Origin of the sequence: Pseudomonas sp. BS3767 (genome assembly GCF_900099665.1) — a bacterium.
GTDB classification, from domain to species: domain Bacteria; phylum Pseudomonadota; class Gammaproteobacteria; order Pseudomonadales; family Pseudomonadaceae; genus Aquipseudomonas; species Aquipseudomonas cerasi.
Genome location: NZ_FNCX01000001.1, coordinates 282597 through 306691, shown reverse-complemented (window position 1 = coordinate 306691; position 24095 = coordinate 282597). Strand labels below are relative to the sequence as shown.

Below are 24095 nucleotides of genomic sequence, written 5' to 3'. Positions count from 1 at the left end.
GACTCAAGGTCCTTCTTGGCAGGTAGGCAGCGGATTAAGCACTGCCGTCCCAGCTGTGTATGGCCCCTTAAACCCGGACAGTGCCGTACGGCCAAATGCCAGCGCAGACACACTTTCGGCGGATTGCAATCCTGTCCCTGTTTTTTGTTACAGACGCAGGATGAAAGCTTAGGCTGAATACCCAAAGACCAAGTGCCATCATCAGGCTTATCAGTAAGTGCAATCAGTAGTTGCCGCGCAGCAGTCGACATGGTCCGTCTTTGCGCGGTCGGAATCAGGAAAGCTCAAGATGAACACGGCGCAACATTTCGAGTACAACGACGACCCACGCTTTTATCTGCAACTGGCCAAGCTGGTATCCAGTACAGGCGACGACACTTTTGCCGGGCACATGCTGCAATTGGTGGATTCGCTGGTGCCCATTCACGGGCTTGGCCTCAGTGAATGGACGCTGGACCTGCGCGAGAGCAGTATCAGTCGTATCAATCTGCTGGGCAGCGCGGGCCTGCAGCATGATCCTCCCCACAGCGAGGACACCGGCCATCCTCTGCTCTCGAGCATTCTGAACATGCAGGCCCCGCTGCTTGTCCAGCTCAGGACCCCGCTGAGCGCGCAACACCCTCAGCACAACACCCACCAGTGCAATCTGGTGTCCAGCCACGGTGAACGTCGACTGATCATCTGCTTTTATCGGCTGACCGCGCTGCGGGCGTTTTCCCTGACTGAGCTGTCCTTGCTCAAGAGTCTCTCCGACACGCTGCTGCCACTGGTCGAGCATCACGCACAGAGTCTTGCTCAGTCCAGCAGCAACGCCGCGCGGCTCGAGCCGGAACCTGGTTCGCTGGATCAGGCCTTCAGTGGCAGGCTGGCACAGGACTCGGTCACACTTTCAGCACGCGAGCAGGAAGTCTGCCTGGGCTTGCTGACCGGCGGCACCGTGGCCGAAATGGCACAGCGCCTCAAGGTCAAGAACAGTTCGGTGGAGACCTACCTCAAGCGCGCTACCGCCAAACTGGGCGTCAGCGGACGACATGGTCTGGCACGCTGGATGGCGGGTGATTGAAGCTCGCATGTTCTGGTGCCTGACGGGCAGCGATACGCCCCACGAAAAAAGGGCCATTAGAGGCCCTTCTCGCGCATACGCCTCTGCCTTCAATCAATCCGAAAGGCAATCACGCTGTCGCCCAATGTCGTACCGAGCGATCCGTGACCGCCGGCAGCAATGACCACGTACTGCTTGCCGTCGTTGCCGGTATACGTCGAAGGAATGGATTGTCCGCCTGCGGGCAACTCATGATCCCAGAGCATTTCGCCATTATTGACGTCATAGGCGCGGAAAAAGTTATCCGCCGTTGCACCGTGAAAGGCCAATCCGCCTGCTGTCACCATCGGACCGCCATGGGCGACCATGCCCATTGGAAAGCCAACCGGGAAACGCTCCTGCATGAAGCTGGTCTTGAGGTTTTTGGTCGTGCCGACCCGGCGCATCCATTGGGTCTTGCCGGTCGTGAGATCGACCCCGGCCATGGTTCCCCACGGTGGCGCTGTGCACGGGATGCCAAGGCTTGAGGCGAATCTGGAAATACGGATGGCATAGTCCCCGTCGAAGTTCTCGTTCCAGTAGGGTTTGCCTTCCTGAGTGAACAGACGTTTTTCCTGGGCCTGCTCGGGGCGCTTGATCAGGTTGTAGACATACGCCAGACGCACCGGTGCGGCGATCAGCACCTGGCGGTCAGGATCGACGGCCACCGAGCCCCAGTTGAACACGCCTATGTTGCCGGGATAGATCAATGATCCCGACTCGGTGGCCGGTGTCCACGGATTGCCGTCATAACGAAGTGTGTTGTAGGCGATCCGGCAAGCCATCTGGTCAAAAGGCGTAACCCCCCACATGGACTTCTCGGTCAGTACGGGAGGAATGAAGTTAAGTCGCGAGACCGGCTGGGTGGGTGCAAAGCGCTCGCCGTCGACACCTCCCTCGGTGCGCACACTGACCTGATCGACAGGCACGATCGGCTCGCCGGTCAGTCGGTCAAGCACGAAAATATTGCCGACTTTGGTCGGTAATACCACCGCGGGCTGGCGGTTGCCGTCCTTTCCCAGGTCCAGCAGTGAGGGCTGTGATGGGTTATCGCGATCCCAGAGGTCGTTGTTCGAAGTCTGGAATCTCCAGCGCAGCGCACCGGTTTTCAGGTCAAGAGCCACCAGCGCATCGCGAAACTGCTCGGTATTGCTGTCAGGGTTACGCCGAGTGCCGGTTTCGTCGGGCGAAGCGTTGCCGAACGGGACGTACACCAGACCGTTTTTGACATCGGCGCTCAGGGTTGCCCAGGCGACCGGCGTGTCCTGCGGATAGCTCTGGTCAGCCGCTATGGGTTGGGTGTTTTTCGGATTTTGCGGATCGAAATTCCACACCAGCCTGCCAGTGATGACGTCGTAGGCGCGAATCACTCCGGACGGGTTGCCGTCGTTATAACCGTTATCCATGATCGAACTGCCGATCACGATCAGTTCGCCCGCAATCAGTGGCGCGGAGGTCTGCATGAGCGCGTGCGGGCGGATGGTGCCCATGTTGACGCTCAAGTCGATCACACCGCCGCTGCCGAAGTCGCTGCACAGGTTGCCGGTGTCGGCATCAAGCGCTACCAGTCTGGCGTCTGCGGTGGCGGTAATGATGCGTTTGGCGCATTGAGCAGGCTGTTGTGGCTGGCCAGCCGGGCTGGAGGCCGCAGAATAGTAGCTGACGCCGCGGCAGGTCTGGTGCTGCTGCAGGTACGAGCGCTTTTTCTCGGGGGTGTATTTCCAGGCCAGTTGCCCGGTCTGCGGGTTCAGTGCATGCACTTCGTTATGAGGCGTGCACACGTACACCCGATCGTTGATCTTGAGCGGCGTCGCTTCAAAGGTGTACTCACCGGCGTCCTTGTCCTCGTCACGCAGGTCGCCGGTGTGGTATTCCCAGGCCACCGACAGCTTGCCGACGTTGTCCGGGGTGATCTGATCGAGGCTGGAGAAACGCTGGCCCGCGTTGCTTCCGCCATACGCGGCCCAATCACTGCCTGCCGAGTCGGCGCTGCGGGTGGTCGCCACGTTGTCGATCCTCCCCTGCTGCGGGTACGGATCGTGAAACATCAGCGCAATCACGATCAGCAGCATTGCGCCAAGCGTTCCGCCAAGCAACGGGTGAAAACGACGGTTATCGGTACTTGAGCGCGCCTGATAAAGCGGCCGCACTACCCAAGGCATGGCCAGCCAAAGGCCGATCAGTGCAAACAGATCGCCGCGAGGAATCCACTGCCATTTGTCGAGGCCGACTTCGTAGATGATCCAGATCAGAATCCCCCACATCATCACGGCATACAGGGTAAGCGCCGATTTTCTTTTCAGGAATACCAGGGTTGCTGTGGCCAGCAAACCCAGGGCAATCACCGAGTAGGCCGGTGAACCGCCAGCAGCCACCAATTGCGCGCCCATTAACAGCAGAATGAGGCTGAGTATCGCGATCACGATACCGGTCACTTTGAGAATCATCTTCCTTGCCCTTTATTGTTATTCAATCTTGCGCCGCGACACTTTCGACCACGGATTTCGTCCGTAGTGTCAGTTTTTGCGTGTCGCGTCATCCAGGGCAAGGATGGTGTGGGCGTTGGTGACGGTGGTTGCCAGGGTGTTGATCACGCCTGAACGCAAGGCGCCCAGCGTGGCGGCGGCCTTGGTGTTTTCGCTGGCAATGGCCACTACATCGGGGATACGAAACAATTCCTGCACGGTAAGGCCGATTACCCTGCCCTGTATGGCATTGACCGCAGGCTGGCCGTGAATGTCGATGAAGTCATAGCCCATCATGTCGCCCACCGTGCCGGACAGCCTGGCCTGAGCGATTTCCTGCGGAGAGAACCAGCCCATGCGCACCATGTTGCTGTTTTCGCTCATGTCACCAATGCCGATCAGCGCCATGTCGGCACGCCGTGCACGGTCAAGCGTCGAGCGCACAGTGTCGTTGCTGATCAGAATACTGCGCAGCTCAGGGTTGGCGACCAGCGCCGGAGCGTACAGGCTTTCGCTTTCGCCACCGAACCGCAGCGCCAGACGGCGGCAAATGTGGTCGGGGTTCATGTACTCGCCCGCCTTGAGCGAGCCGCCAATAGCACAGACAAATGTGCAGTTGCGCGTCACCGGCAGGAACACGTTGTCCGCGACCGCACCCACATTGCGGCCCATGCCCACGGCGACGATCATGCCGTCACCAAGGGTCTTGTTGAGGTAGTTGGCAACCAGACTGGCGACCGCCGAGCGCTGGGTATCCGGGTCACTGTGGTCGACTGCAATCAACGCCCTGTCCAGCTGAAACCGTTCGACCAGCGCCAGTTCCAGCTCGTTGTTCATCGCCGGGTGCTGCAGCACCCGTACTTCGACAATCCCTTCATCGCGTGCGCGTTTGAGCAGTCGGCTGACTTTTGCGCGCGACAGGTCAAAGCGTTTGGCGATGGCTTCCTGAGTGACGTTCTCAAGGTAATAGAGCATCGCGACTTCAGTCATCAGATCGATGTCGCTGGCCATGCGCTGGGTACTGTCACTCATGTGGACGGGCTTCCGTTTCGGCGTCAAAGGCACATTCTCCCTACTCGCGCCCTGTCCCGTCCACTGACTATTGATGCCCGTCACGCTCTATCGCGTTGATGCGCTCGACCTTGGCGCCGGAGCGCGCGGCTTCGAACTCCGACTCCAGGAACGATTTGACGATGCTTTTCGCCAGTTCCGCGCCGATCACCCGTGCACCGATGGAAAGAATTTGCGCATCGTTGCTCTTGCGCGCCCGCTCAGCCGAGTAGGTGTCGTGGGCCTGGGCCGCACGAATGCCTAAGACCTTGTTGGCGGAGATGGCCATGCCTATTCCGGTCCCGCAGACCAGCACGCCAAGCCGCTGCTGCCCGGCATTAATGGCTGTGGCCACGGCCAGGGCGATGTCCGGGTAAAGCACCGGTGCCGTGGAATGAGTACCGAAATCGGTCACCGGATAACCCAGCGACTCGATATGGCGCTTCAACAATTCCTTGAGTTCATAACCCGCTTCATCACATCCGATAGCCACCGGGAAAGGTGTGTTCATGGCATCAGGCTCCGCTGCCGAGGTCTTATTATCTGACCAAATGTTCAATCGGTGAAATTCCGATCAGTCATTTCTGAAACATTAGCCTGGTTCTGTCAAGCAAGTTTTCCAACGAATCCTGAACAAAAGCTCAGAACTGCCGCAGGATTGCCTTTAAACGAACACTTGAAAACTTTTACAGGAAACAGATTGACTGATCAGAATTTCATTTGGTACACATATGCTCACTGAGCAACGCATCAGCACCTAATAAGAATTCACAGCACGAGGACACGCCAATGGCCAAGCCATTACTGCTCCAGGCTGAACACGTCACCAAGGCTTACGCTGGCATCCCCGCCTTGCGTGACGGGCGTCTCTCATTGCGAGCCGGAAGCGTGCACGCCCTGTGCGGCGGCAATGGCGCGGGCAAGTCCACTTTTCTGAGCATTCTGATGGGCATCACCCAGCGCGATGCCGGGACCATCCTGCTCAACGGCGAGCCAGTGCAGTTCAATCGCCCCGGCGATGCCCTGGCTGCCGGGATTGCGATGATCACCCAAGAGCTGGAACCCATCCCCTTCATGACCGTCGCCGAGAACATCTGGCTGGGCCGCGAGCCGCGTCGGGCCGGGTGCATTGTCGACAGCAAGGAACTGAACCGACGCACCCGTGCACTGCTGGACGAACTGGAATTCGACGTCGACGCCACCAGCCCCATGCATTTGCTGAGTGTGGCGCAGATACAACTGGTGGAAATCGCCAAGGCCTTCAGCCATGACTGTTCGGTAATGATCATGGACGAGCCCACTTCGGCCATCGGCGAGCGTGAGGCGCAAACACTGTTCAAGGCCATCCGCCGGCTTGCCGCCCGGGGCGCGGGCATCATCTATGTTTCCCACCGCCTCAGCGAACTGGCACAGATTGCCGACGATTACAGCATCTTTCGAGACGGCGCCTTTGTCGAAAGCGGACGCATGGCCGATATCGACCGGGCCCACCTGGTGCGCGGCATCGTCGGCCAGGAATTGCAGCGTATAGATCACAAGGTCGGCCGAGAATGCGCGGTCGAATGCTGCCTGAAGGTCGAGGGCCTGAGCCGCAACGGCGAGTTCGAAGACATCAGCCTGCAAGTGCGTCACGGCGAAATTCTCGGTATTTACGGGCTGATGGGCTCGGGTCGCAGCGAGTTCCTCAACTGCCTGTACGGCCTGACCACCCCTGACGCCGGCAGCGTCACCCTGCAAGGCAAGCCAATGCCGGTCGGACTGCCCAAAGCGACCATTCGCGCGGGCGTCTCACTGGTTACCGAAGACCGCAAGGACAGCGGCCTGGTACTCAGTGGCAGCATCCTGTCCAACATCGCGCTGTCGGCTTACCGGCAGCTGTCGAACTGGTCGCTGATCGATGCCCGCAAGGAACACAAGCTGGCCGAAGACATGGTCAAGCGCCTGCAGATCAAGACGACGTCGCTGGATCTGCCCGTCGCGTCGATGAGCGGCGGCAACCAACAGAAGGTCGTCCTCGCCAAATGCCTGTCGACCGAACCGGTGTGCCTGCTCTGCGACGAGCCGACCCGGGGCATCGACGAAGGTGCCAAGCAGGAAATCTATCACCTGCTGGATCAGTTCGTACGCGCTGGCGGAGCCGCCATCGTGGTCTCTTCAGAAGCGCCGGAACTGCTGCGCCTGAGTGACCGAATCGCCGTGTTCAAGGGTGGCAGGCTGGTGACTATCAGCAGCGATGCCGATCTTTCCCAGGAAGTCCTGTTGAGTCTTGCCTCATGAATGCCAAAACCATCATTGCCCCAGCCTCCACGTCTCCACGCAGCCGCCTGCGCCTGTCTCTCGACCGTTTCGGGCTGCCGCTGGTGTTCATTCTGTTGTGCCTGGTACTGGCGTTTGCCAGCGAATATTTCATGACCTGGCGCAACTGGATGGACATCCTGCGCCAGACCTCGATCAACGGCATTCTCGCGGTCGGCATGACCTACGTGATCCTGACCAAGGGCATCGACCTTTCGGTCGGTTCGATTCTGGCGTTCGCTGGATTGTGCAGCGCCTTGGTCGCCACCCAGGGCTATGGTTTGCTGGCAGCAGTCAGTGCGGGCATGTTCGCCGGCGCCATGCTCGGCGTGGTCAATGGCTTCATGGTTGCCAATCTTTCGATTCCACCGTTTGTAGCCACCTTGGGCATGCTCAGTATCGCCCGCGGCATGACCTTCATCCTCAACGACGGCAGCCCGGTGACCGACCTGCCCGAAGAATACCTGGCGCTGGGTATCGGCCGCGTCGGCCCGATTGGTGTGCCGATCATTATCTTCGCGGTGGTCGCGCTGATTTTCTGGATGGTACTGCGCTACACCACCTACGGCCGTTACGTGTACGCCGTCGGCGGCAACGAAAAGAGCGCACGCACCTCCGGTATCGGCGTACGCAAGGTGATGTTTTCGGTGTACGTGGTTTCCGGGCTGCTCGCCGGACTGGCAGGCGTAGTGCTGTCCGCCAGAACCACCTCCGCCCTGCCCCAGGCTGGCATGTCCTACGAGCTGGACGCCATCGCAGCAGTGGTCATCGGCGGCACCAGTCTGTCCGGAGGCACCGGCAGCATCGTCGGCACGCTGTTCGGCGCACTGCTGATCGGCGTAATCAACAACGGCCTGAACCTGCTCGGCGTGTCCTCCTATTACCAGCAGGTCGCCAAGGGCCTGATCATCGTGTTTGCAGTGTTGATTGATGTGTGGCGCAAGAAAAAACGCTAAACCGGCATGAACGACTGACTACAACAATAACGAGGTTCTCATCATGAAATTCGGTACATCCCTGGCCGCGGTCGCGGCGTTCTCCCTGCTTGCCAGCAGTATCTCCATGGCCGCCGATGGCAAGACCTACAAGATCGGCGCGGCGGTGTATGGCCTCAAGGGCCAGTTCATGCAGAACTGGGTGCGTGAGCTCAAGGAGCATCCGGCGGTCAAGGACGGCACCGTGAAAATCACCGTGTTCGACGGTAACTACGATGCGCTGACCCAGAACAATCAAATAGAGACCATGATCACCCAGCATTACGATGCGATCATTTTCGTGCCCATCGACACCAAGGCCGGCGTCGGCACTGTGGCCAGGGCAATGGAAAACGACATTCCGGTCATCGCGTCGAACACCCGGGTTGCCGGCAACAAGGTGCCTTATGTCGGCAACGACGATGTCGAGGGTGGTCGGCTGCAGGCGCAGGCCATGGTCGACAAGCTCAAGGGCAAAGGCAATGTGGTAATCATCCAGGGACCGATTGGCCAATCGGCGCAAATTGATCGGGAAAAAGGCGAACTGGAGGTCCTGAGCAAACACCCGGACATGAAGATCATCGAGAAGAAGACCGCCAACTGGTCCCGGGCCGAAGCCCAGACCCTGACTGAAGACTGGCTCAACGCGCATCAGAACGGCGGCATTTCCGGGATCATTTCGCAAAACGACGACATGGCTCTCGGCGCCCTGCAAGCGGTGAAATCCCGCAATCTGAAGCCTGCCGATGTGCCGATCACCTCCATTGACGGCATGCCTGACGCCATCCAGGCGGCGAAGAAAAACGAAATCACGACCTTCCTGCAAGACGCCCAGGCCCAGTCCCAGGGTGCCCTCGATGTCGCGCTTCGCACCCTGGCCGGGAAGGATTACAAGCCGCAGTCAGTGATCTGGGAGCGCTATGCCAAGGACGTCAAATGGGGCGATGGCACCGACAAGAACTACATCCTGCCCTGGGTGCCAGTCACCGATGCCAACGCCGACGCGCTGTACAAGCAGGTCAGCGGCGGCAAGTAACCGGTCTGAGATTCCCGCTTCTGCCCGAAGGGTGTGGGAGCGAACCGGGCGACGCTTCGCTTGTTCGCGAAGACAGTATTTCAAACGACGCATTTTCGGCGGTCATACCGGCCTCTTCGCGAACAAGTTCGCTCCCACGGCCTTCGGCCAGAATCAAAAGCTAACGTGTTTGAATCTTCAAAACAACAGCGCTACAGGAGTCATCTTCATGTCTGAATTCTGGAACAAGGCGTTCGATCTCAATGGCCGTTGTGCGGTCATCACCGGCGGAGCAGCCGGGATTGGCCTTGCCTGTGCCAGCCTGCTGGTCGCACGCGGCGCACGGGTCGCACTGCTGGACCGTGATCCGGCAGTGGCCGAGGTTGCCGCCGGCCTGGGCAGCGGGCACCTCGGTATTGCCGTCGACCTGCGCCGGATCGATCAGGTCAACAGCACCATCGACAGCGTCTTCGAGCATTTCAAGCGCATCGATTATCTGGTCAACAGTGCCGGAGTTGCCCTGCTGGACAAGGCTGTCGACGTCAGCGAAGAGGCCTGGGACACGACGCTGGACATCAACCTCAAGGCCAGTTTCTTCGTCGCCCAGGCCTGTGCGCGACATATGCTCGGCCAAGGCAGCGGACGCATCATCAACCTTGCCTCGCAGGCCGCGGTCATTGGCCTGGACAGGCACGTCGCCTACTGCGCGAGCAAGGCCGCAGTGGTCGGCATGACCAAAGTCCTGGCCATGGAGTGGGCGCCGCACATCAACGTCAACGCCATCTCGCCCACCATCGTCGAGACCGCGCTGGGCAAAAAAGCCTGGGCGGGCGAAGTCGGAGAACGGGCCAAAACGCAGATCCCGGCAGGCCGCTTCGCCCAGCCGGAGGAAATAGCCGGGCTGGCCCTGTACCTGCTCAGCGACGCCGCCAGCATGATCACCGGCGAAAACGTAGTGATCGACGGCGGCTACAGCATCCAGTAATTCATTTTCTGTCGTGAGGTTCATCGTCATGTCCACCGTCACCGAACGCACTGCCGAACAACTTTCACCGGTCATCCCGAAAACCATGCAGGCCGTGGTCTGCCACGGTCCGGAAGACTACCGGTTGGAAACCGTGGATGTGCCGACTCCCGGCCCCGACGAAATCCTGACCAAGGTCGAGCTGTGTGGCATCTGCATGGGCGACATCAAGACCTATCGCGGCGCACCCTCGTTCTGGGGCGATGCCGAGCAGCCTCGCTACGTCAAACCACCGATGATTCCCGGCCATGAATTCGTCTGTCGCGTGGTGGCGCTCGGCCCTGGTGCCGAAAAGCGTGGCGTGCAGATCGGCGACCGGGTGATCTCCGAACAGATCGTGCCGTGCTGGGGCTGCCGCTTCTGTAACCACGGACAGTACTGGATGTGCCAGAAGCACGACCTTTACGGCTTTCAGAACAACGTGCAGGGTGCCATGGCCCAGTACATGATTTTTACCAGGGAAGGCATCATTCACAAGGTGCCCGACTCGATCGCCCCGGACGAAGCCATTCTCATCGAACCTCTGGCCTGCTCGTTGCACGCAGCCGAACGGGCCGATGTCGACTTCGACGACATTGTAGTCGTCGCCGGTGCCGGCACACTGGGCCTCGGGATCATTGGCGCAGTACGCATGCGCAACCCGAAAAAGCTCATCGTTCTCGACATGAAGCCCGAGCGCGCTGCCCTCGCCCTGCGCATGGGCGCCGATGAGGTGTGGAACCCGGCCGAGGTCGACGTGCAGGCGAAAATCCGCGAGATAACCGACGGCTACGGCTGCGACATCTATATAGAGGCCACCGGACACCACAAGGCCGTCAATCAGGGCCTGGCGATGCTGCGCAAACTCGGACGCTTTGTCGAGTTCAGCGTATTCAACGATGAGGCCACGGTGGACTGGTCGATCATCGGTGACCGCAAGGAACTGGACGTACTCGGCTCTCACCTCGGCCCCTACATGTACCCGCGCGCCATTGATTTTATCGGCAACCGCAAGATCGACATGCGCGACGTCGTCACGCACAAATTTCCCCTGGCGGAGTTCAAGGAGGCGTTTGCCGTCATGGAGCGCGGCGATAAATCATTGAAGGTGGTTCTGGAACCCTGATCCGCCCGATCCTTATAAAAAGAACACAGGAAATCGCGTTATGAACCGAGTGATAAACGATCCGGACCAAGTGGTCGAGGACATGCTGCGCGGCATTCTGGTAGCGCACCCCGAACTGTCGCAAAGTGACGGTAATCCACGGGTCATCAGCAAAACCCGGCCTTCGGAGCAAGGGCGCGTCGGTATCGTTACCGGCGGCGGCTCGGGTCATGAACCGGCCTTTCTCGGCTATGTCGGTCCAGGGCTGGTGGATGCGGTAGCGGTCGGCGAGATTTTTTCCTCGCCTACTGCCAAGAGCTTTTTCGACGCCTTTCGCGCGGCCGATCACGGGGCAGGCATCGCCTGCCTGTACGGCAACTACGCGGGCGACAATATGAACGTGAAGCTGGCGATGAAAATGGCCGCCAGCAAAGACCTGCAAGTGCGCACCGTGGTGGCCAACGACGATGTGGCCTCGGCGCCGAAAGCCGATATCGCCAAGCGACGCGGAGTGGCCGGGGAAATTTTCATGTGGAAGGTCGGCGGCGCTGCGGCCGCGCACGGTTACGATCTGGACGGTGTGATCCGTGTCGCGCAAAAGGCCGTGGATCAATGCCGATCCATCGGTATCGGCCTGACGCCCTGCACCATCGCGGCGGTCGGCAAACCCAACTTTCAGATCCCCGACGGCAAAATGGAGCTGGGCATCGGTCACCATGGCGAACCGGGTATCGAAGTCATCGACATCGAGTCTGCGGCGGCCATGGCAGAACGCATGCTCGCGCCGATTCTGGCCGACCGGGATTTCAGCGTGGACGACAGCGTAGTCGTGCTGGTTTCAGGCCTCGGAGCAACACCGGTAATGGAACTCTACGTGTTCTACGCCGAAGTGGAGCGTCTGCTGAAGGCTCGGGGCTTGAAAATCCATCGTTGCTACGTGGGCAATTACTTCACGTCGCTGGAGATGATGGGGGTAACCCTGACGCTGCTTGGCCTGGACGCCGAACTGAAAACCCTGATCGACCACCCTTGCCGTTCCATCGGAATGACCCAGGCGGAGTGAACCATGAGCGAGCAATTCTCTACCCAACATGGCACTGCCATCGTTGCCGACCTGGTGAGCGTGATCGTCGCCAACCGCGAATACCTCAGCGAAGTGGATGGCGCGATCGGTGACGGCGACCATGGCATCAATATGGCCAAGGGCTTCGCCCACTGCGGCCGTACCATCGAAGACCGCCAATTGAGCCTCGCCGAGGCGCTGGATGAGCTGACCCTGAGCCTGATGGAAGGCATCGGCGGATCCATGGGCCCGCTGTATGGCAGCCTGTTTATCGGCATGGCCGATCAGGTACGCGGCTGCGAGGAGATCGATGCCGCGGCCTTCGCCAAACTGCTGCGTGGCGGCCTCACTTCACTGCAGGACATCACCGAAGCCGGCGTCGGCGATAAATGCCTGATGGATACACTGATTCCGGCCGTCGAAGCCTTCGAGCAGGCCCACGCCCGGGGTGAATCATTCAGTGCAGCGCTCGATGCAATGAAAAGCGCAGCATCACAAGGGCGCGATTCCACCCGCGATCTGATCGCGAAGATAGGCCGGGCGAGTCGCCTCGGCGAACGCTCGCTCGGCGTGCTGGATGCAGGCGCGGTGTCGTGCTGCCTGATACTGACGCAACTGGCGGATTCAGTGCAGCCGAGGCTGAAAGACCGTTAAAACACCGCACTATCAAAGCTCGAATCGAATCCGCCGCTCGCGGCGCTGTGCTTCCGGCAGCGCCTCGCCGGCCATCCTGCGCGAGGATCTATACAGCAGCAACCCCTCACTGCGCCTGCGCACGCAACCGGGCGGGCTCGCCGTTCTTTTCGGCGTAGTAACGCGCGCGCCGCAAGACATGCTGGGTGGCTCTGCGCGCCTCCTCCTTGTTGAGTTCGACATGCGCTTCCAGCAATTGCTGCGCCTGTCGCGGCCGACGTTGCAGGAGGGCCTTCAGAATACTGCCATGCTCTTCATACGTTGCATCGATTCTGGAGGCGCTGAATTCGAGACGCCGGATGGTTCGGGTCTTCTCGGTAATCTCGTAATGCAGCCTGGCCATTTCCCGGTTACCCACTGCCTCGACCAACGCACAATGGAACCGTTCGCCCAGCCCGGCCAAGAGATCGGTGTCTCTCAAACGCTCGCTTTTCGGCACCAGCCAGGTGCGTATGAGTTCGTCGATCAGCGGCTCGACACTCAGGTTCATCAAACCCAGCCTGGCAAGCGCCGTCAGCTCGAGCACCACCCGAACGTCATACAGTTCCTCGAAGTGACGAGGGTCGAAGGGCCGCACCTGCCAGCCGCTTCGGTAATAAACCTCCACATAGCCTTCCTGCTCCAGCCGGAACAATGCCTGCCTGACCGGTGTACGGCTGGCTTGAACACGCTCGGCCACTTCACCTTCAGTAAATCGCTCGCCGGGTAATAGACGAAACTCGGAAATGTCTTCTTTGAGCAGGGCGTAAATCCGCTCGGACATGGTTTCCGAGCGCTCTTTCAATTTTTTGGCGCATGCTGTCTGCATTGATGATTCGTCCTTGTAATCCAGTTACTTAACCTTGGCGCAGATGACCTGCGGTATTGCCGGACATCCACCAGCGTGGGAAATCTGCAATCCCGTTAATCACCGCATCCACGTTTTGCCGATGGGCCTCGAATAGCTTCGGGTCATATTTTCCGGTACGCACCAACAGGCTGCTGGCACCGACGGCTTTCGCCCCTGCGCAGTCAGTCAGAACGTCGTCGCCCACCACCAGTGTGCGGCTGGCGCTGGTATCGAGTTTGCGCAAGGCAGCCTCGAAAAACATCGGTGACGGTTTGCCCATGACCAAGGCCTGTACCTGTGCTGCGGCCTCAAGCCCGACGATGAAGGCGCCGCAATCGAGGCGCTCCCCGTCACGATCGAACCAGAACAGGTTTTTTTGCAGCGCAATGAGACGAGCACCGCCTCGCAACATACGGAAACAGCGATTCAGCGTGGCGTAGTCGAAGGCTTCGCCGATATCGCTGATGACCACTACGTCCGGGTTCTTATCGTTTGTAACGATGCCGCTGAACGCCGGCCGTATCGAATCGGGGACCAGCAAATGGCACTTGAGGTGCGGATGTTGCTGCAGATAGCCCAGACACGCCGTGGTGGCGGTCTGGATTTCGTCGGGGACGACCTCGATTCCGGCGTGGCAAAGCTCCTCTGCCAGCGCCTCCGGCATCTTCGCCGTGGTGTTGGTCAGCAATTGCAGCCTTAACCCCTGCGAGCGCGCGAAGCTCAATGCATCGGCTGCGCCCGGCAGAGGCTGTCCCTTGAGCATGAGTGTGCCGTCAATATCGAAAAGCAGGCTGTCGAAGCGCATGGATAAGCTCCCTGTGGCTGAAAGTATCGAGTCAGGTGTCAGAATGTGGCTGTGAGCCACTGGCGAATCGCAGGCAATGTCATTTCAGCGTCGGCAGGCCGTGGCAACGGCGTGCTGCTGGCGTCCAGCAACACGCCACGCAACCACGGGTCATTGGCGAATACCGTGTGATCGCCACCTTTTCGGCTGAGGCGAACGGCGTGTTCTGAACGAGCGGCCAGCAGTCGCGTGCCGCGTGGGGCCTGCCAGTAGCAGCCGCCCGTCCAGCCTTCAGCAAAGACCTGCCCGCCGGCGCACTCGAACATCGTCCACTCATCTCGAAACGGCTGTGCGAGGCTTTTGCGCCAGGCGTCGGTCACTGAGCCAGGGTCGTGTCCGGACAGCGCCAGTCGTCCGGTGTTGAACAGCACCAGACCGTTGTCGGCCGGATGAAAGAGCGCCGCGCTTTTGTGCATATCCGGCACGCCTGATGCGTCATAGACCAGCCAGCCCTGCTGCTCGAAAAAACTGTTGGGGTAAAGATCGTGATGGACAGGTGCCATGCCGTGATCCGAGTGAGCGACGCAGCGTACTTCGCCACCCGCGGCATCGACGCAGCGCAGGATCAGCTCATCGACCCACCCCGCTATCTCGTCGAACAGGCGTTGCCCAACTGCTTGCATCAATTCGCTGGCCCAGTCTTGCGCGAGGTACTTGAGCAGATGATGTGACAGCAGATCCACCACCGGGTAATAACCGATGACACGCCGTGCGTCACCGGCCCTGACTGCGCCGACAATGTCGTCGCAAAAGCTTTCATGCATCTCGCGCATCAGTTCCAGCAGCAGCCATTCCGCAGCGCCCTGCCCGCCCTCATCCAGCCGCTTGCCAAGCTGTCCGGTGCGATACAGCACCGTCAGGTCATTGGCCACGTAAGCCTTGCCGGCGTCGCCCTGCAGATCAAGCGCCTGGACCTCACGGTAACCGAAGCTGATCACACAAACACGGTTTTCGATGTGCACCGCGCGCACTGCAATCGCCTTGCATACATTGCCCGGGGCCTGCCGCGACAACGGCACGTGTATCGTGCTGCCCAGCGGCAATGGGCAAGGGGCACGGCCGTGGTTCTCTGGCCAGTCCAGCACCGCACCGTCCTGTTGAAGACTGACCCTGGCAACCACATCCAGGGCCTCGATACGCAGGCAGCCACCGTTTTCAATGACCTCGGGACGCAGCGAAAAACCCTGGTAGACGCAGCTTTGTCCAAGCAATGCATCACCCAGCCTGTCGGGCTGGACAAAGGGCACGGCACACAGGCGGAAGGTGATGCCCTGGCGCGCCCATTCATCCCAGACCATATCGATGTGGCGCGGCCAGACCTCAAAGGCATCCGTCACCGCCAGGCAGTCCTGCGGCGTTGGCGCAGGCACGAGATAGCCCATCAAACCGTGCTCGCTGACCGGTGCGCCGCTGAAGATCGACAACAGCGAGGGCGGGGTCTGGCAATTGGGCGACAGTGGCAGCAAGGGGTAACACGGCCACTGCGCCGAGGGCCGTCCAGGCTGTCGTGCCCGGTAACGCTTGACCAGCTCCCACGACAACCCGTCGATCAACAGCCATACCAACGGATCAGCGCCCCTCATGAAGCGATCCGGCGTTGAGAGTTGTCCAACGCCCACCGGGCCACCACGGCAACACGCTGCTTCAACTGTTCGAGAGAACCGCTGTTGGGCAGTACATAATCCGCTTCGATCCGGCGCATCTGCAGATCCAGTGCGCTGTTTTCCACCACACTGATGTCGCCTCGCTGTCCCAGACGCGTTTGTCTCACGGATGAATCGGCAAGCACCTTGATCACCTGAAAGCCTTGCGCCTGAAGGTACGGCCAGTCGACCGTGTCGTCGCGCAGGTCATCATTGATGACCACCTGCGCGCAGCACCGGGCCAATCGTCGGGCGAAGTTCGTGACCAGCGACTGACTGTCCAGATCCCTCAGCTCGCGTGCGATGCACTCCAGCAAACGCTGATTCTGGCTGCCGCTCGCCACTTGCACCCCGGCCTGCGCATAGAACATGCCTTGCAACTCATACAGGGGCTGGGCGAGCTTGATGACCTCGACCGACAGCCCTGACGTTTCGAAATACTCACGCAGCAATTCAGCGGTTGTACTCTTCCCGGAACCGCTGGGGGCCACCAGTGCCAGACGCAATTGGTTAGCGTGGTTCATAGGATCTCCTTATCAGGCGCTGATCAGCTCGCGCGCCACGCCCACACGGCTTTGCCACTGTACACCGAGCAGCCCACGGACGATCTGCGGCGGTACGCTGTCGGTCAGCGAACCGGCATCCAGCAAACCGTGCCAGGTCGAGGTAACGAAACGATGCGGCCACTCGAAGAGCGTGGGTGAGTGAATCTGTTCCAGAATCGCATCGCGGCCCATTGCATCGACCCGCAATTTGCCCCGCGTCGCCACGTTGGGCAGGATCACGGTCTCCAGCCAGCCACAGCCTTCCGGGCTGGCCTTGAGTGCGGCGCGCATGGTTTCAGGCATGCACAGGCGTTTTTCGGTGTGTGCAATCGACAGGTCATCGGCCACCGCAGCCAGATCGAGTCGCTTGGCCAGTTCGGGGTGTGTACGCAACGTGCCGACACCGACATGCGGGTAGTCCGGCCAGCCACGGGCACGAACCCGGCCGTCTATACAGTCCAGCAACAGCTTGTCACCGGAGAAGTACAGATACTCCTCGGACAGCACCAGATCCAGCATGGTAGTGGTCTTGCCAGCTCCCTTCGCACCGCCGATTGCAACGATTCCACCGTCTGGCCCGACCACCGCCGACGCATGCATGATCACACTGCCTTTGGCCTGCTCGACCAGCAGGCCGTAGTAGCGCACCAGCTCGATCAAGTGGATGAATGCATTTTCGTCGCCGTGAAAATCCACAGTGTGACGCGCCCGGTCAATCCGGTAACCGACTCGCGTATCGGCATCCCAAGCGTAATCCAGACCTGTGTCCGGGTCATGGCCACGCAACACCCGCAGGGTAAAGCCGGGGGCGTAGGTTTCGCGGATGATGTCAGGCGTCACGCAGAGGCCAATCCATTCCTGCTTGAAGGCGGTGCTGTCGTGCAGCCGGATCCTTAAGTCGACGGTGGTCTGGCCGTCGTCCGCGACTTCGGCAAAGTAAGGTGCGAGGAAGACTCGCAGCCGCTGGGCCAGTGCGGAGCCCGAGGTCTGATCATCCAGTTCGAATCGATAGCGTCCATTGCAAAGATAGCGGCTCATGAGTACAGGCTCTCCCGGGTGGTGATAAAGGGCGATGGCGAATGCAGAAAGGCAAAGCGGTCAGTCAGGGGCCAGCATTCCTGGCGACGTTCGCTCAGAAATGCCCGCAGATGCTCCATCAGCCTGCGCAGATCGGCATCGATCGACTGAGAGTCCAGTGCGCCCCGGCACTTGAGAAAACGTACCTCACCGCGCGTCGTACTCCCCGCCTGCGAATCGAGCGGCATGCAGGTCTCGAAGGTGATCGCGAAGAGGTTGCCGCTGTCCACGGATTCACACGGGGCACTGAACGCATAACGTCGGTACTCACCAAGTGCCTGCAACGTGCTGTCAATGTTCATGGCCATAGCCTCCAGCGTCGGAGAGCCCAGCGACAGGTGCCTTACGGTGCCCGACAGGTTGCCCGGGGCACTGCGAAACAACTGCACGATGGGCTCATTGACCGCCAGCTTGCGTTTGCGGCTGCAATGCTCGACCCACACATAGCCCCCGTCTTCATCACGGGCGGCGGTCACCTGATGATCCCAGACCTGAAATTCGTCACCGCACTGGCTGGTGAACGGCGCCATTGCCGGGCTGAAACTGGCATCGAACCAGGCCTCGCCGAGCATCCGCGCATGGCAATCAGGTGCCATCTCGATGGACTCGACGTAGGTCTGTTCGCTGGTGGCGTAGCGACATTCCCAATTGTTGATCGCCAGATGGTTGCGCTCGAACGCATTGCGCAGCGAGATCAACAGGTTTTGCGGGACGGCAGGCTGCTCGATTTCGAGGGGCGGCTGTACGAACAGCGAACGATGCACATCAATGCGATTGAGCAAATGGCTGATGTACACCCGGTCCGCCTGCAAGCGGATGATCGCCAGCGGGATGGCGGCACCGGACAGGTTTTGGCAGCTTTCATCGCCCAGCGCGCCGTGCGAATCCTCAAGGAACATCGCCCCGTCGGCATCCCAACGTGCCAGTACCCGATGGCGGCCTCGCAGGTCAGCGACGGCGGTCAGCTCACCCAGCAACGCCGTGTCCGCGGCAATGGCATACAACGTGTGGTCATCGCTGCCGAACGGCTCCTGATGACGGATTTTCCAGCTACCGAACACAATAGCCGTCTGCGTGGTCGTGGATTGCGACATGCTCATCTCCCCGGCAAAGTGAATTCAGAGCCGACTCGCCTCACGGGCAAAGTCGAGTTTCGAATAGAGATCCTGCTGAAACGGCGGATGCCGCTCCGCCAGAAAGTCGCGCATTACGTTGGATACGGTTTCAAAGTCTTCCTCCACCTCGCGCAGCGTGTGCAGGGTCCTGCTGCGGCAATATTCGACTTCGACCTGGGCGAACTCCGCACTCCCGTCGACCATGCGGCAGACATCGAAATACGCGCCAAAACCATTGCCGGTCCTCAGCGATTCGAAATTGATGTCGATCCGGGTGCGCCTGAACGGCTTGAGCCGACACAGATTTGCCGAGGTCATCGAGCGGGCGTGAGTTTCGATATCGGCAAACGCCACCGGCTGATCGGTGTTGAAGTCTTCGCGGCGCAATTCGGCGTTTTCGAGAAACCATTTGCGTTTGACCGCCATAAGCCCATCGGCCTGAGGAATGAACGAGATGTAACCGGTTTCGAGCGGGTCGCCCGTCACTTCGAAAATGTGCGATTCATAATCGTAGGTTTGAAAGTCACGGTCGATTTCCAGCACCAGGTCCTTGAAAGCGCCCTCTCCGAACGCTTTGTGCATCGCGGTGGACAACTGCCACATGTCAGGTATCTGAAACGAGGTGAATTTACGTTCCAGCTCCATTTCCGGACGCCAGCGCACGTACCAGCAGTCATCACTCAGCATCGGTTGCGAAACAGCCACGCGCGCAGCAGCGGATCGGGCCAAACGTTGCCAGGCCCTCCAGGAAGCACGCTCGACCGGTTCGACCTCCATCAAGTGCAGGAACAAGGCCCCGGCTTCACCCTCGTGAACGTAGTGATAAACGCTGCATTTACCGAGGTGATGCGTCACCGCCAGAGTGGCCATCAGCGCCTGATCGGACGGCCGACGGTGAAGCGTCGGGTCCAGCACATGCATGCGTGAACGGCTGTCTTGCGTACGCTTGCGCTGCCCGGCATTGAAGACTTGAAAGTCGAAGTCCTTCATCGGCATCGGCACATGGGTGTGATGAGCGTTGGAAAGCCACTGCGCATGCAACGTACCACTGGGAATGAACAGACCGTTGTCCGAGTGACGGGCCCGCGCAGCCTCTGTGTCGACAATTGCAACCAGCGCAGAATCAAGGCTGCCGTTGAGGGTGTGCGGATCGAAGAACAGCAGTGAAATATCCGTAGTCATTGTAGCTCCCGTACTTCGTTGACAGCGTGAGGCAGCGCCTTCGGGCTCTGACTGAAAGTGATCCGTTGTCCGGCAAGACCCTGTTGATACAGCGCCTCGGACTCCACGGCAGGTATGCCGTGTTCACGCAACAGGATCGAAAGATGACAAAGCATGGACGCCTGCTCGAAGACAAAACCGCGCGCGAACGGCAGCAACGCCGCCAGTGCCGCATAAGGGCGTGGCGAGACGACAATGGCTTGTCCGTCATGAGCACGCAGTTGCCGCTCAAGCTCCTCCAGTTCAGCCCCCAGAGAGCTGGACGTGGGGATCGAATTGATCGACACGGTGGCCGAGATACTCAGTTCTTCCAGCTGTCGCCCCGCCGTGACCAGCACCACCGGCCCGTCGGCATAACCTGGCGAAATCAGACGGATTTCCGTTGAGTCCTCTACCTGAACGAACGTCGACAACGGCGAGAAATCAATCAGGTGCAGCTGCTCGCCCGCTCTCACCCACTCCAGTTGCACCGAGCCCAACAGTTCGCCGGCGGCGTGAGTAATGCTGTGCAATTGCAGGGCATCTGCCGGGCCAGTCGGATCGTGCGCTACCAGCCGGGCGCGTTGCGTTCCGGCGATGCCGCGATTGATCGCCAGCAAGCCTTCCGATGACCATTCGCAGGTCGTGGAGCCGTCATCGCACGCCTGAGTGATAAGCCCTGTTTCACCTTTCAGAAACTCGCGGACCACAAAACACACCACCCGCTCATCACTGAGCTCAAGCAGTCGTTCAAGCAATGCGCCGCGCTCGAGGATCTGCTGGCGTACCTGATCGGAGAAGTCCAGCACGACCTGATCGGTATTGAGTCGGTCCAAAAGCACCTGGCTCATTGCTGGCTCGACCAGTCCCTGACGGTTTGCCTTGACCAACAGCGCCTGGCCCGCAGAAACGCCGTGGGTTTGCGCGAACAACGCCAGCGGGCGGCGCTTGCTTCGAAAATACTGCGCAAAGGCAGGCAATGGCCGGAAATCCATCAGCGCATCATCACTGGCGATATACAGTTCGGCCCACTCAAGGACCGGCTCCAGGCTGCGTGCTTCGCGCAGGCTGGTGACGGGCCTTGCCTGGAGCAGCCAGAGTTGCTGGTCATCAGCCGCCCACTCGATATCGGCGGGCAGCCCCAGCGCCGCAGATGCATTGGCAGCCAGTGTCGCCACCTCCAGCAGCAACGCCTTGTGAGGCTCCAGCGCGGGGTCACAACCCAGCAATTGCTGGTCGCTGACCCGCGCCGACATGCCCTTCTCTACCCCGGAGACCATCGCTTCGCCCAGCGATGCGACGGTTTCAATCAGCGTTACTGCCTCCCCGCTCAGCGGATCATGGCTGAAGGCAACGCCTGCGAAGCGGGCCTTGACCATGCGCTGCACGATCACCGTCATCTCGACCGGCGTTTCCAGCATCGACGCTCGCAGGCGTTCCAGAATGGCCTGCCGGGAAACTCCGGAGCGCCATACATTGAGCACCGCCGTCTTGAGCGCTGGCAAACCCTGCACCGAAAGGTGTGTGCTGAAAATCCCGGCAAAACTGTGCTGATTACCATCTTCGATATTCGCCGAAGAACGTACGGCAAGTTCGCTGCCGGCATCAAAGCCCGCTTGCTCAAGCAGCGCCTGGAGATGGCTGTCGGCAGCCTCACTCCATTCAAACTCGGCCAGCCGGGCGATTCTGTCCATGTGCTCGTCAAGAAAGGCACCTGCGGTGATGCGCACGGTTTTCAGCGTGTCTTCAATAGCCTTTTTGCGGTCTGCGAAGTCGTGCCAGAGCACGCGGTAGTCTGCATCGTCCAGTGCGCTCAGGGGCGGCACCGGCAATGTATCGGCAAGCTGTTGCAGGGTTGAGTATTTACTGGACACGACGGCCTCCTGCTATCAGTGGAAGGTCAGTGGCTCTCCGAGCGGGCCCACTGGCCAGTGCATCCGGGACTGCATCAACGTCCTCCTGGGCTGCCAGAACCGGAAACGGCGCAAGATTGGGCACCACCAGTGGCTGTGGGCGTGGCGTCTTTTCGAAATCCATGAATATGCGTGACGCAAAGGCTTCGGTCGCGCCCTGATACTTCCCGGAATACAGCTCGATATCGCCTTTGACGTTCCAGAACATCATCTGACCGATGTTCATGCCGGGGTAAACACGGATGCGGTTCAACGCATACAACTGCAAGGTCCAGCGTCCGACGAAACCAATGTCGCCCAGTGGGGCCGACAGGTTGATGAACATTCCCAGTCTTGCAATCGAGGAACGCGCCGCATAAGTGGGTACGAAATGGGTGCTGCCCATGGTTTCTATGGTTGAAGCCAGGTACAGCTTCATCGGCTGCAATTCATAGCCTTCCGGACCGATTTCGATGGTTTGGGTGGACGCCTCGGCGCGCACATCGATCACATCGTCTTCGTAGACCTTCATCTGGTCATGCAGGCGGAAGTTGTAACTGTTGGGATTGACGTTCTCATGGGAAAAAGGACTGATGACGATTTCACCCGAACGCACACGATTTTCGATTTCACTACCGGTCAGTATCATGGTCAATCCAGAATGATTTTCGAGGGCACGGTGCTCTTGGAGCCCAAGTAGCGTCCCGCATAACAGGTGGTCAGGCCGAAGTTTGCCCAGAAGCAGACCTTGGCCACTTTGGTGCCGGCATAGACCCGCACCGGCTGGGTAACGACGATCTCCAGGGTCCAGCTGATGGCCGCGCCGGTGTGGCCGAGCGGCGCACTGGTCTGAATGAAAACGCCACAGGAGGCGGTGGAAACGTTGGCGTAAAGCTCACTGGCAAAATCGATACCGCCGATCTGCTCGGCCGTGGCGCCCAGGTAAAAGCGGTTGGGGTACAACACAAAGCCTTCGGGCGGAATATGATGCTCGACCACCTCCAGCTCCCCGTGAGGATCGATGCGGTCGCTGCGGTACTCCAGAAGCAGATCCGCCAGGTGACAGCCGTAGGAATTGACCTCGACATGAATGGGGTCGAAAGGCTCGATGACGACACTGCCGACCTCGCGCATTTTCACTATTTCAGAACCGGTCAGCATCATGGGTTCAAGCCTCCTGATCCAGAGACGCCACGGCGCGTGCCTGCCCGTTCGCACCGTACAATTCGGCCCGCATGCTGCGCGCGCCCCAAAGATAGCCTTCGGTGTTGCAGGCGGCGGCCGAGCCTGGCAGGCGCTGAGCAAGGCGTTGCGACAAGGTGCCCAGGTGATAGCTGGGCACCTGTTGAAAAAGGTGGTGCTCCCAGTGCCTGTTGATATTGCACGGTGCAAACAACCCTCGTTCCAGCCAGCCCGGGCTGACGCTGCGTGCATCGCGCTTCACGCTCCGGGTCGAGAGCCCGGCATGCTCCGACAGACTGCGAATGCGCAGAATCGGCGGAAGAAAGAACACCAGCGGTGCCAGCCAGTACAACAGCACGCCCGGCCAGGCACTGAAAGCGCTGATGAGCAGCACTGCACAGGCATAAAAAGCCAAAGCCTGATAGCGCTCGGTGCGGGTCGCGGGCGAAGGGCTGGTGAAAAGCCCGATCACGCTGAAACTGTCCATCGTGCGTAACGATTGCAGGGTCGACAACCCGCTGATGTCGCGCAGCAAGGCCTGCCAGAACAACATCGAACTCGGTGGTGCGAACGCATCGGCGTAGTCCGGGTCGGCAGGCGTATTAAGGTGCTTGTGATGGGCAATATGGTGGGCCCGATAACGTGACGTGCTCAATGTCAGAGGGAACGTCAGAAAGACGTTGGAGATCAGGTCGTTACGCCGCTTGCCACGGCTGATCAGCAAATGCGCCGCGTCGTGCATGAGTACCAGCAACGCGTGCTGTCGCGTCGCAATGACGACTACGGCGATAATACAAACCAGCGTCGAATCGCTGACTTCAGCCAGCGTGACTGCGGCGACGATCACCGCCCACTGCACGCCTATCTGCAATGCCTGCCGCCAGTTGCTGAGTTGCTTGAGATCCGAGGTCAGTGACAGGTTGTCGCGTGCCAACCTGGCGCGCTCCGAGCGTCGGTCGTAAGCGCCACTGTCCATCGTGTCGAGTTCGATTGTGTCTTCCATCTTCCATCTCCCGTTCAATCG

Annotated in this window: 22 protein-coding genes; 8 read left to right on the top strand and 14 right to left on the bottom strand. The window is 59.9% G+C overall.

Going from position 1 to position 24095, the window contains the following annotated elements; genetic code table 11:
• Window positions 1-289: 289 nt before the first annotated feature.
• On the top strand, window positions 290-1063 hold the full coding sequence (locus tag BLR16_RS01340; protein ID WP_058417164.1) for a helix-turn-helix transcriptional regulator: 774 nt from the start codon (window positions 290-292) through the stop codon (window positions 1061-1063).
• Between the two features lie 89 nt (window positions 1064-1152).
• Here BLR16_RS01340 and BLR16_RS01335 read toward each other — a convergent pair whose 3' ends face one another.
• The 3 genes from BLR16_RS01335 to rpiB all read right to left on the bottom strand — a co-directional run bounded on the left by BLR16_RS01335 (window position 1153) and on the right by rpiB (window position 5107).
• Entirely contained in the window at window positions 1153-3528 is a 2376-nt protein-coding gene (locus BLR16_RS01335; RefSeq protein ID WP_074807678.1) for a glucose/quinate/shikimate family membrane-bound PQQ-dependent dehydrogenase, read from the bottom strand.
• A 69-nt stretch (window positions 3529-3597) separates the two neighbouring features.
• Window positions 3598-4578, bottom strand: a complete 981-nt coding sequence (locus tag BLR16_RS01330) for a sugar-binding transcriptional regulator (RefSeq protein WP_003369595.1) — start codon at window positions 4576-4578, stop codon at window positions 3598-3600.
• 67 nt (window positions 4579-4645) lie between these two features.
• The gene (gene rpiB / locus BLR16_RS01325) at window positions 4646-5107 is read right to left on the bottom strand and encodes a ribose 5-phosphate isomerase B (RefSeq protein WP_003434010.1); all 462 of its coding nucleotides are present in this window, start codon (window positions 5105-5107) and stop codon (window positions 4646-4648) included.
• A 278-nt stretch (window positions 5108-5385) separates the two neighbouring features.
• On the opposite strand from rpiB, the gene BLR16_RS01320 reads away from it, so the two are divergent.
• The 7 genes from BLR16_RS01320 (at window position 5386) to dhaL (ending at window position 12705) form a co-directional block, all read left to right on the top strand.
• Entirely contained in the window at window positions 5386-6873 is a 1488-nt protein-coding gene (locus BLR16_RS01320; protein WP_003434011.1) for a sugar ABC transporter ATP-binding protein, read from the top strand.
• Window positions 6870-7847 carry an ABC transporter permease gene (locus tag BLR16_RS01315; protein ID WP_003369589.1) on the top strand — a complete coding sequence of 326 codons (978 nt, stop codon included), beginning with the start codon at window positions 6870-6872 and terminating at the stop codon, window positions 7845-7847. The genes BLR16_RS01320 and BLR16_RS01315 overlap by 4 nt, the downstream gene beginning before the upstream one ends.
• 43 nt (window positions 7848-7890) lie before the next feature.
• Window positions 7891-8901 (top strand): substrate-binding domain-containing protein, encoded by a 1011-nt coding sequence (locus tag BLR16_RS01310; RefSeq protein ID WP_003434012.1) that lies wholly within the window; start codon window positions 7891-7893, stop codon window positions 8899-8901.
• Window positions 8902-9109: 208 nt separating this feature from the next.
• Window positions 9110-9865: an SDR family oxidoreductase gene (locus tag BLR16_RS01305; RefSeq protein ID WP_003369584.1), complete on the top strand. Its 756-nt coding sequence runs from the start codon at window positions 9110-9112 to the stop codon at window positions 9863-9865.
• A 28-nt stretch (window positions 9866-9893) separates the two neighbouring features.
• Complete coding sequence (locus BLR16_RS01300) at window positions 9894-11009, top strand: erythritol/L-threitol dehydrogenase (RefSeq protein WP_003369582.1); 1116 nt, start codon at window positions 9894-9896, stop codon at window positions 11007-11009.
• 40 nt (window positions 11010-11049) lie between these two features.
• Window positions 11050-12051 carry a dihydroxyacetone kinase subunit DhaK gene (locus tag BLR16_RS01295; RefSeq protein ID WP_010202455.1) on the top strand — a complete coding sequence of 334 codons (1002 nt, stop codon included), beginning with the start codon at window positions 11050-11052 and terminating at the stop codon, window positions 12049-12051.
• Window positions 12052-12054: 3 nt separating this feature from the next.
• Window positions 12055-12705 (top strand): dihydroxyacetone kinase subunit DhaL, encoded by a 651-nt coding sequence (dhaL, locus tag BLR16_RS01290; protein ID WP_003434015.1) that lies wholly within the window; start codon window positions 12055-12057, stop codon window positions 12703-12705.
• Between the two features lie 106 nt (window positions 12706-12811).
• Here dhaL and BLR16_RS01285 read toward each other — a convergent pair whose 3' ends face one another.
• The 11 genes from BLR16_RS01285 to BLR16_RS01235 are packed head-to-tail and all read right to left on the bottom strand — an operon-like array spanning window position 12812 to window position 24074.
• The gene (locus BLR16_RS01285) at window positions 12812-13552 is read right to left on the bottom strand and encodes a GntR family transcriptional regulator (RefSeq protein ID WP_058417162.1); all 741 of its coding nucleotides are present in this window, start codon (window positions 13550-13552) and stop codon (window positions 12812-12814) included.
• A gap of 28 nt (window positions 13553-13580) precedes the next feature.
• Window positions 13581-14378 (bottom strand): HAD-IIA family hydrolase, encoded by a 798-nt coding sequence (locus BLR16_RS01280; RefSeq protein WP_058396932.1) that lies wholly within the window; start codon window positions 14376-14378, stop codon window positions 13581-13583.
• 38 nt (window positions 14379-14416) lie between these two features.
• The gene (locus tag BLR16_RS01275; protein WP_074807675.1) at window positions 14417-16000 is read right to left on the bottom strand and encodes a hypothetical protein; all 1584 of its coding nucleotides are present in this window, start codon (window positions 15998-16000) and stop codon (window positions 14417-14419) included.
• Window positions 15997-16584, bottom strand: a complete 588-nt coding sequence (locus tag BLR16_RS01270; protein WP_074807672.1) for a dephospho-CoA kinase — start codon at window positions 16582-16584, stop codon at window positions 15997-15999. Before BLR16_RS01270 ends, BLR16_RS01275 begins: the two co-directional genes overlap by 4 nt.
• A gap of 12 nt (window positions 16585-16596) precedes the next feature.
• Window positions 16597-17643, bottom strand: coding sequence for a hypothetical protein (locus BLR16_RS01265; protein WP_074807669.1), 1047 nt, complete (start codon window positions 17641-17643; stop codon window positions 16597-16599).
• Window positions 17640-18776, bottom strand: coding sequence for a hypothetical protein (locus BLR16_RS01260; protein ID WP_058417196.1), 1137 nt, complete (start codon window positions 18774-18776; stop codon window positions 17640-17642). Before BLR16_RS01260 ends, BLR16_RS01265 begins: the two co-directional genes overlap by 4 nt.
• Window positions 18777-18800: 24 nt before the next feature.
• Window positions 18801-19979 carry a hypothetical protein gene (locus tag BLR16_RS01255; protein ID WP_074807666.1) on the bottom strand — a complete coding sequence of 393 codons (1179 nt, stop codon included), beginning with the start codon at window positions 19977-19979 and terminating at the stop codon, window positions 18801-18803.
• Window positions 19976-21871: a PEP/pyruvate-binding domain-containing protein gene (locus tag BLR16_RS01250; protein WP_060707744.1), complete on the bottom strand. Its 1896-nt coding sequence runs from the start codon at window positions 21869-21871 to the stop codon at window positions 19976-19978. The genes BLR16_RS01255 and BLR16_RS01250 overlap by 4 nt, the downstream gene beginning before the upstream one ends.
• On the bottom strand, window positions 21861-22538 hold the full coding sequence (gene dcd / locus BLR16_RS01245) for a dCTP deaminase (protein WP_074807663.1): 678 nt from the start codon (window positions 22536-22538) through the stop codon (window positions 21861-21863). The genes BLR16_RS01250 and dcd overlap by 11 nt, the downstream gene beginning before the upstream one ends.
• Window positions 22539-22540: 2 nt before the next feature.
• The gene (locus BLR16_RS01240; RefSeq protein ID WP_004667600.1) at window positions 22541-23053 is read right to left on the bottom strand and encodes a dCTP deaminase; all 513 of its coding nucleotides are present in this window, start codon (window positions 23051-23053) and stop codon (window positions 22541-22543) included.
• A 4-nt stretch (window positions 23054-23057) separates the two neighbouring features.
• A complete protein-coding gene (locus BLR16_RS01235; protein ID WP_074807660.1) occupies window positions 23058-24074 on the bottom strand; it encodes a fatty acid desaturase family protein in 1017 nt (338 codons plus the stop codon).
• Window positions 24075-24095: the final 21 nt, after the last annotated feature.

Excerpts from the sequence above, each read along its gene's own strand:
- BLR16_RS01330 (WP_003369595.1), bottom strand. The coding sequence starts at position 4,578 with ATGAGTGACAGTACCCAGCGCATGGCCAGCGACATCGATCTGATGACT.
- BLR16_RS01335 (WP_074807678.1), bottom strand. The coding sequence starts at position 3,528 with ATGATTCTCAAAGTGACCGGTATCGTGATCGCGATACTCAGCCTCATT.
- BLR16_RS01240 (WP_004667600.1), bottom strand. The coding sequence starts at position 23,053 with ATGATGCTGACCGGTTCTGAAATAGTGAAAATGCGCGAGGTCGGCAGT.
- dcd (WP_074807663.1), bottom strand. The coding sequence starts at position 22,538 with ATGATACTGACCGGTAGTGAAATCGAAAATCGTGTGCGTTCGGGTGAA.
- BLR16_RS01280 (WP_058396932.1), bottom strand. The coding sequence starts at position 14,378 with ATGCGCTTCGACAGCCTGCTTTTCGATATTGACGGCACACTCATGCTC.
- BLR16_RS01310 (WP_003434012.1), top strand. The coding sequence starts at position 7,891 with ATGAAATTCGGTACATCCCTGGCCGCGGTCGCGGCGTTCTCCCTGCTT.
- BLR16_RS01260 (WP_058417196.1), bottom strand. The coding sequence starts at position 18,776 with ATGTCGCAATCCACGACCACGCAGACGGCTATTGTGTTCGGTAGCTGG.
- BLR16_RS01315 (WP_003369589.1), top strand. The coding sequence starts at position 6,870 with ATGAATGCCAAAACCATCATTGCCCCAGCCTCCACGTCTCCACGCAGC.
- BLR16_RS01275 (WP_074807675.1), bottom strand. The coding sequence starts at position 16,000 with ATGAGGGGCGCTGATCCGTTGGTATGGCTGTTGATCGACGGGTTGTCG.
- rpiB (WP_003434010.1), bottom strand. The coding sequence starts at position 5,107 with ATGAACACACCTTTCCCGGTGGCTATCGGATGTGATGAAGCGGGTTAT.
- BLR16_RS01265 (WP_074807669.1), bottom strand. The coding sequence starts at position 17,643 with ATGAGCCGCTATCTTTGCAATGGACGCTATCGATTCGAACTGGATGAT.
- BLR16_RS01285 (WP_058417162.1), bottom strand. The coding sequence starts at position 13,552 with ATGCAGACAGCATGCGCCAAAAAATTGAAAGAGCGCTCGGAAACCATG.
- BLR16_RS01300 (WP_003369582.1), top strand. The coding sequence starts at position 9,894 with ATGTCCACCGTCACCGAACGCACTGCCGAACAACTTTCACCGGTCATC.
- BLR16_RS01235 (WP_074807660.1), bottom strand. The coding sequence starts at position 24,074 with ATGGAAGACACAATCGAACTCGACACGATGGACAGTGGCGCTTACGAC.
- BLR16_RS01255 (WP_074807666.1), bottom strand. The coding sequence starts at position 19,979 with ATGACTACGGATATTTCACTGCTGTTCTTCGATCCGCACACCCTCAAC.
- BLR16_RS01270 (WP_074807672.1), bottom strand. The coding sequence starts at position 16,584 with ATGAACCACGCTAACCAATTGCGTCTGGCACTGGTGGCCCCCAGCGGT.
- BLR16_RS01305 (WP_003369584.1), top strand. The coding sequence starts at position 9,110 with ATGTCTGAATTCTGGAACAAGGCGTTCGATCTCAATGGCCGTTGTGCG.
- BLR16_RS01295 (WP_010202455.1), top strand. The coding sequence starts at position 11,050 with ATGAACCGAGTGATAAACGATCCGGACCAAGTGGTCGAGGACATGCTG.
- BLR16_RS01320 (WP_003434011.1), top strand. The coding sequence starts at position 5,386 with ATGGCCAAGCCATTACTGCTCCAGGCTGAACACGTCACCAAGGCTTAC.
- dhaL (WP_003434015.1), top strand. The coding sequence starts at position 12,055 with ATGAGCGAGCAATTCTCTACCCAACATGGCACTGCCATCGTTGCCGAC.
- BLR16_RS01340 (WP_058417164.1), top strand. The coding sequence starts at position 290 with ATGAACACGGCGCAACATTTCGAGTACAACGACGACCCACGCTTTTAT.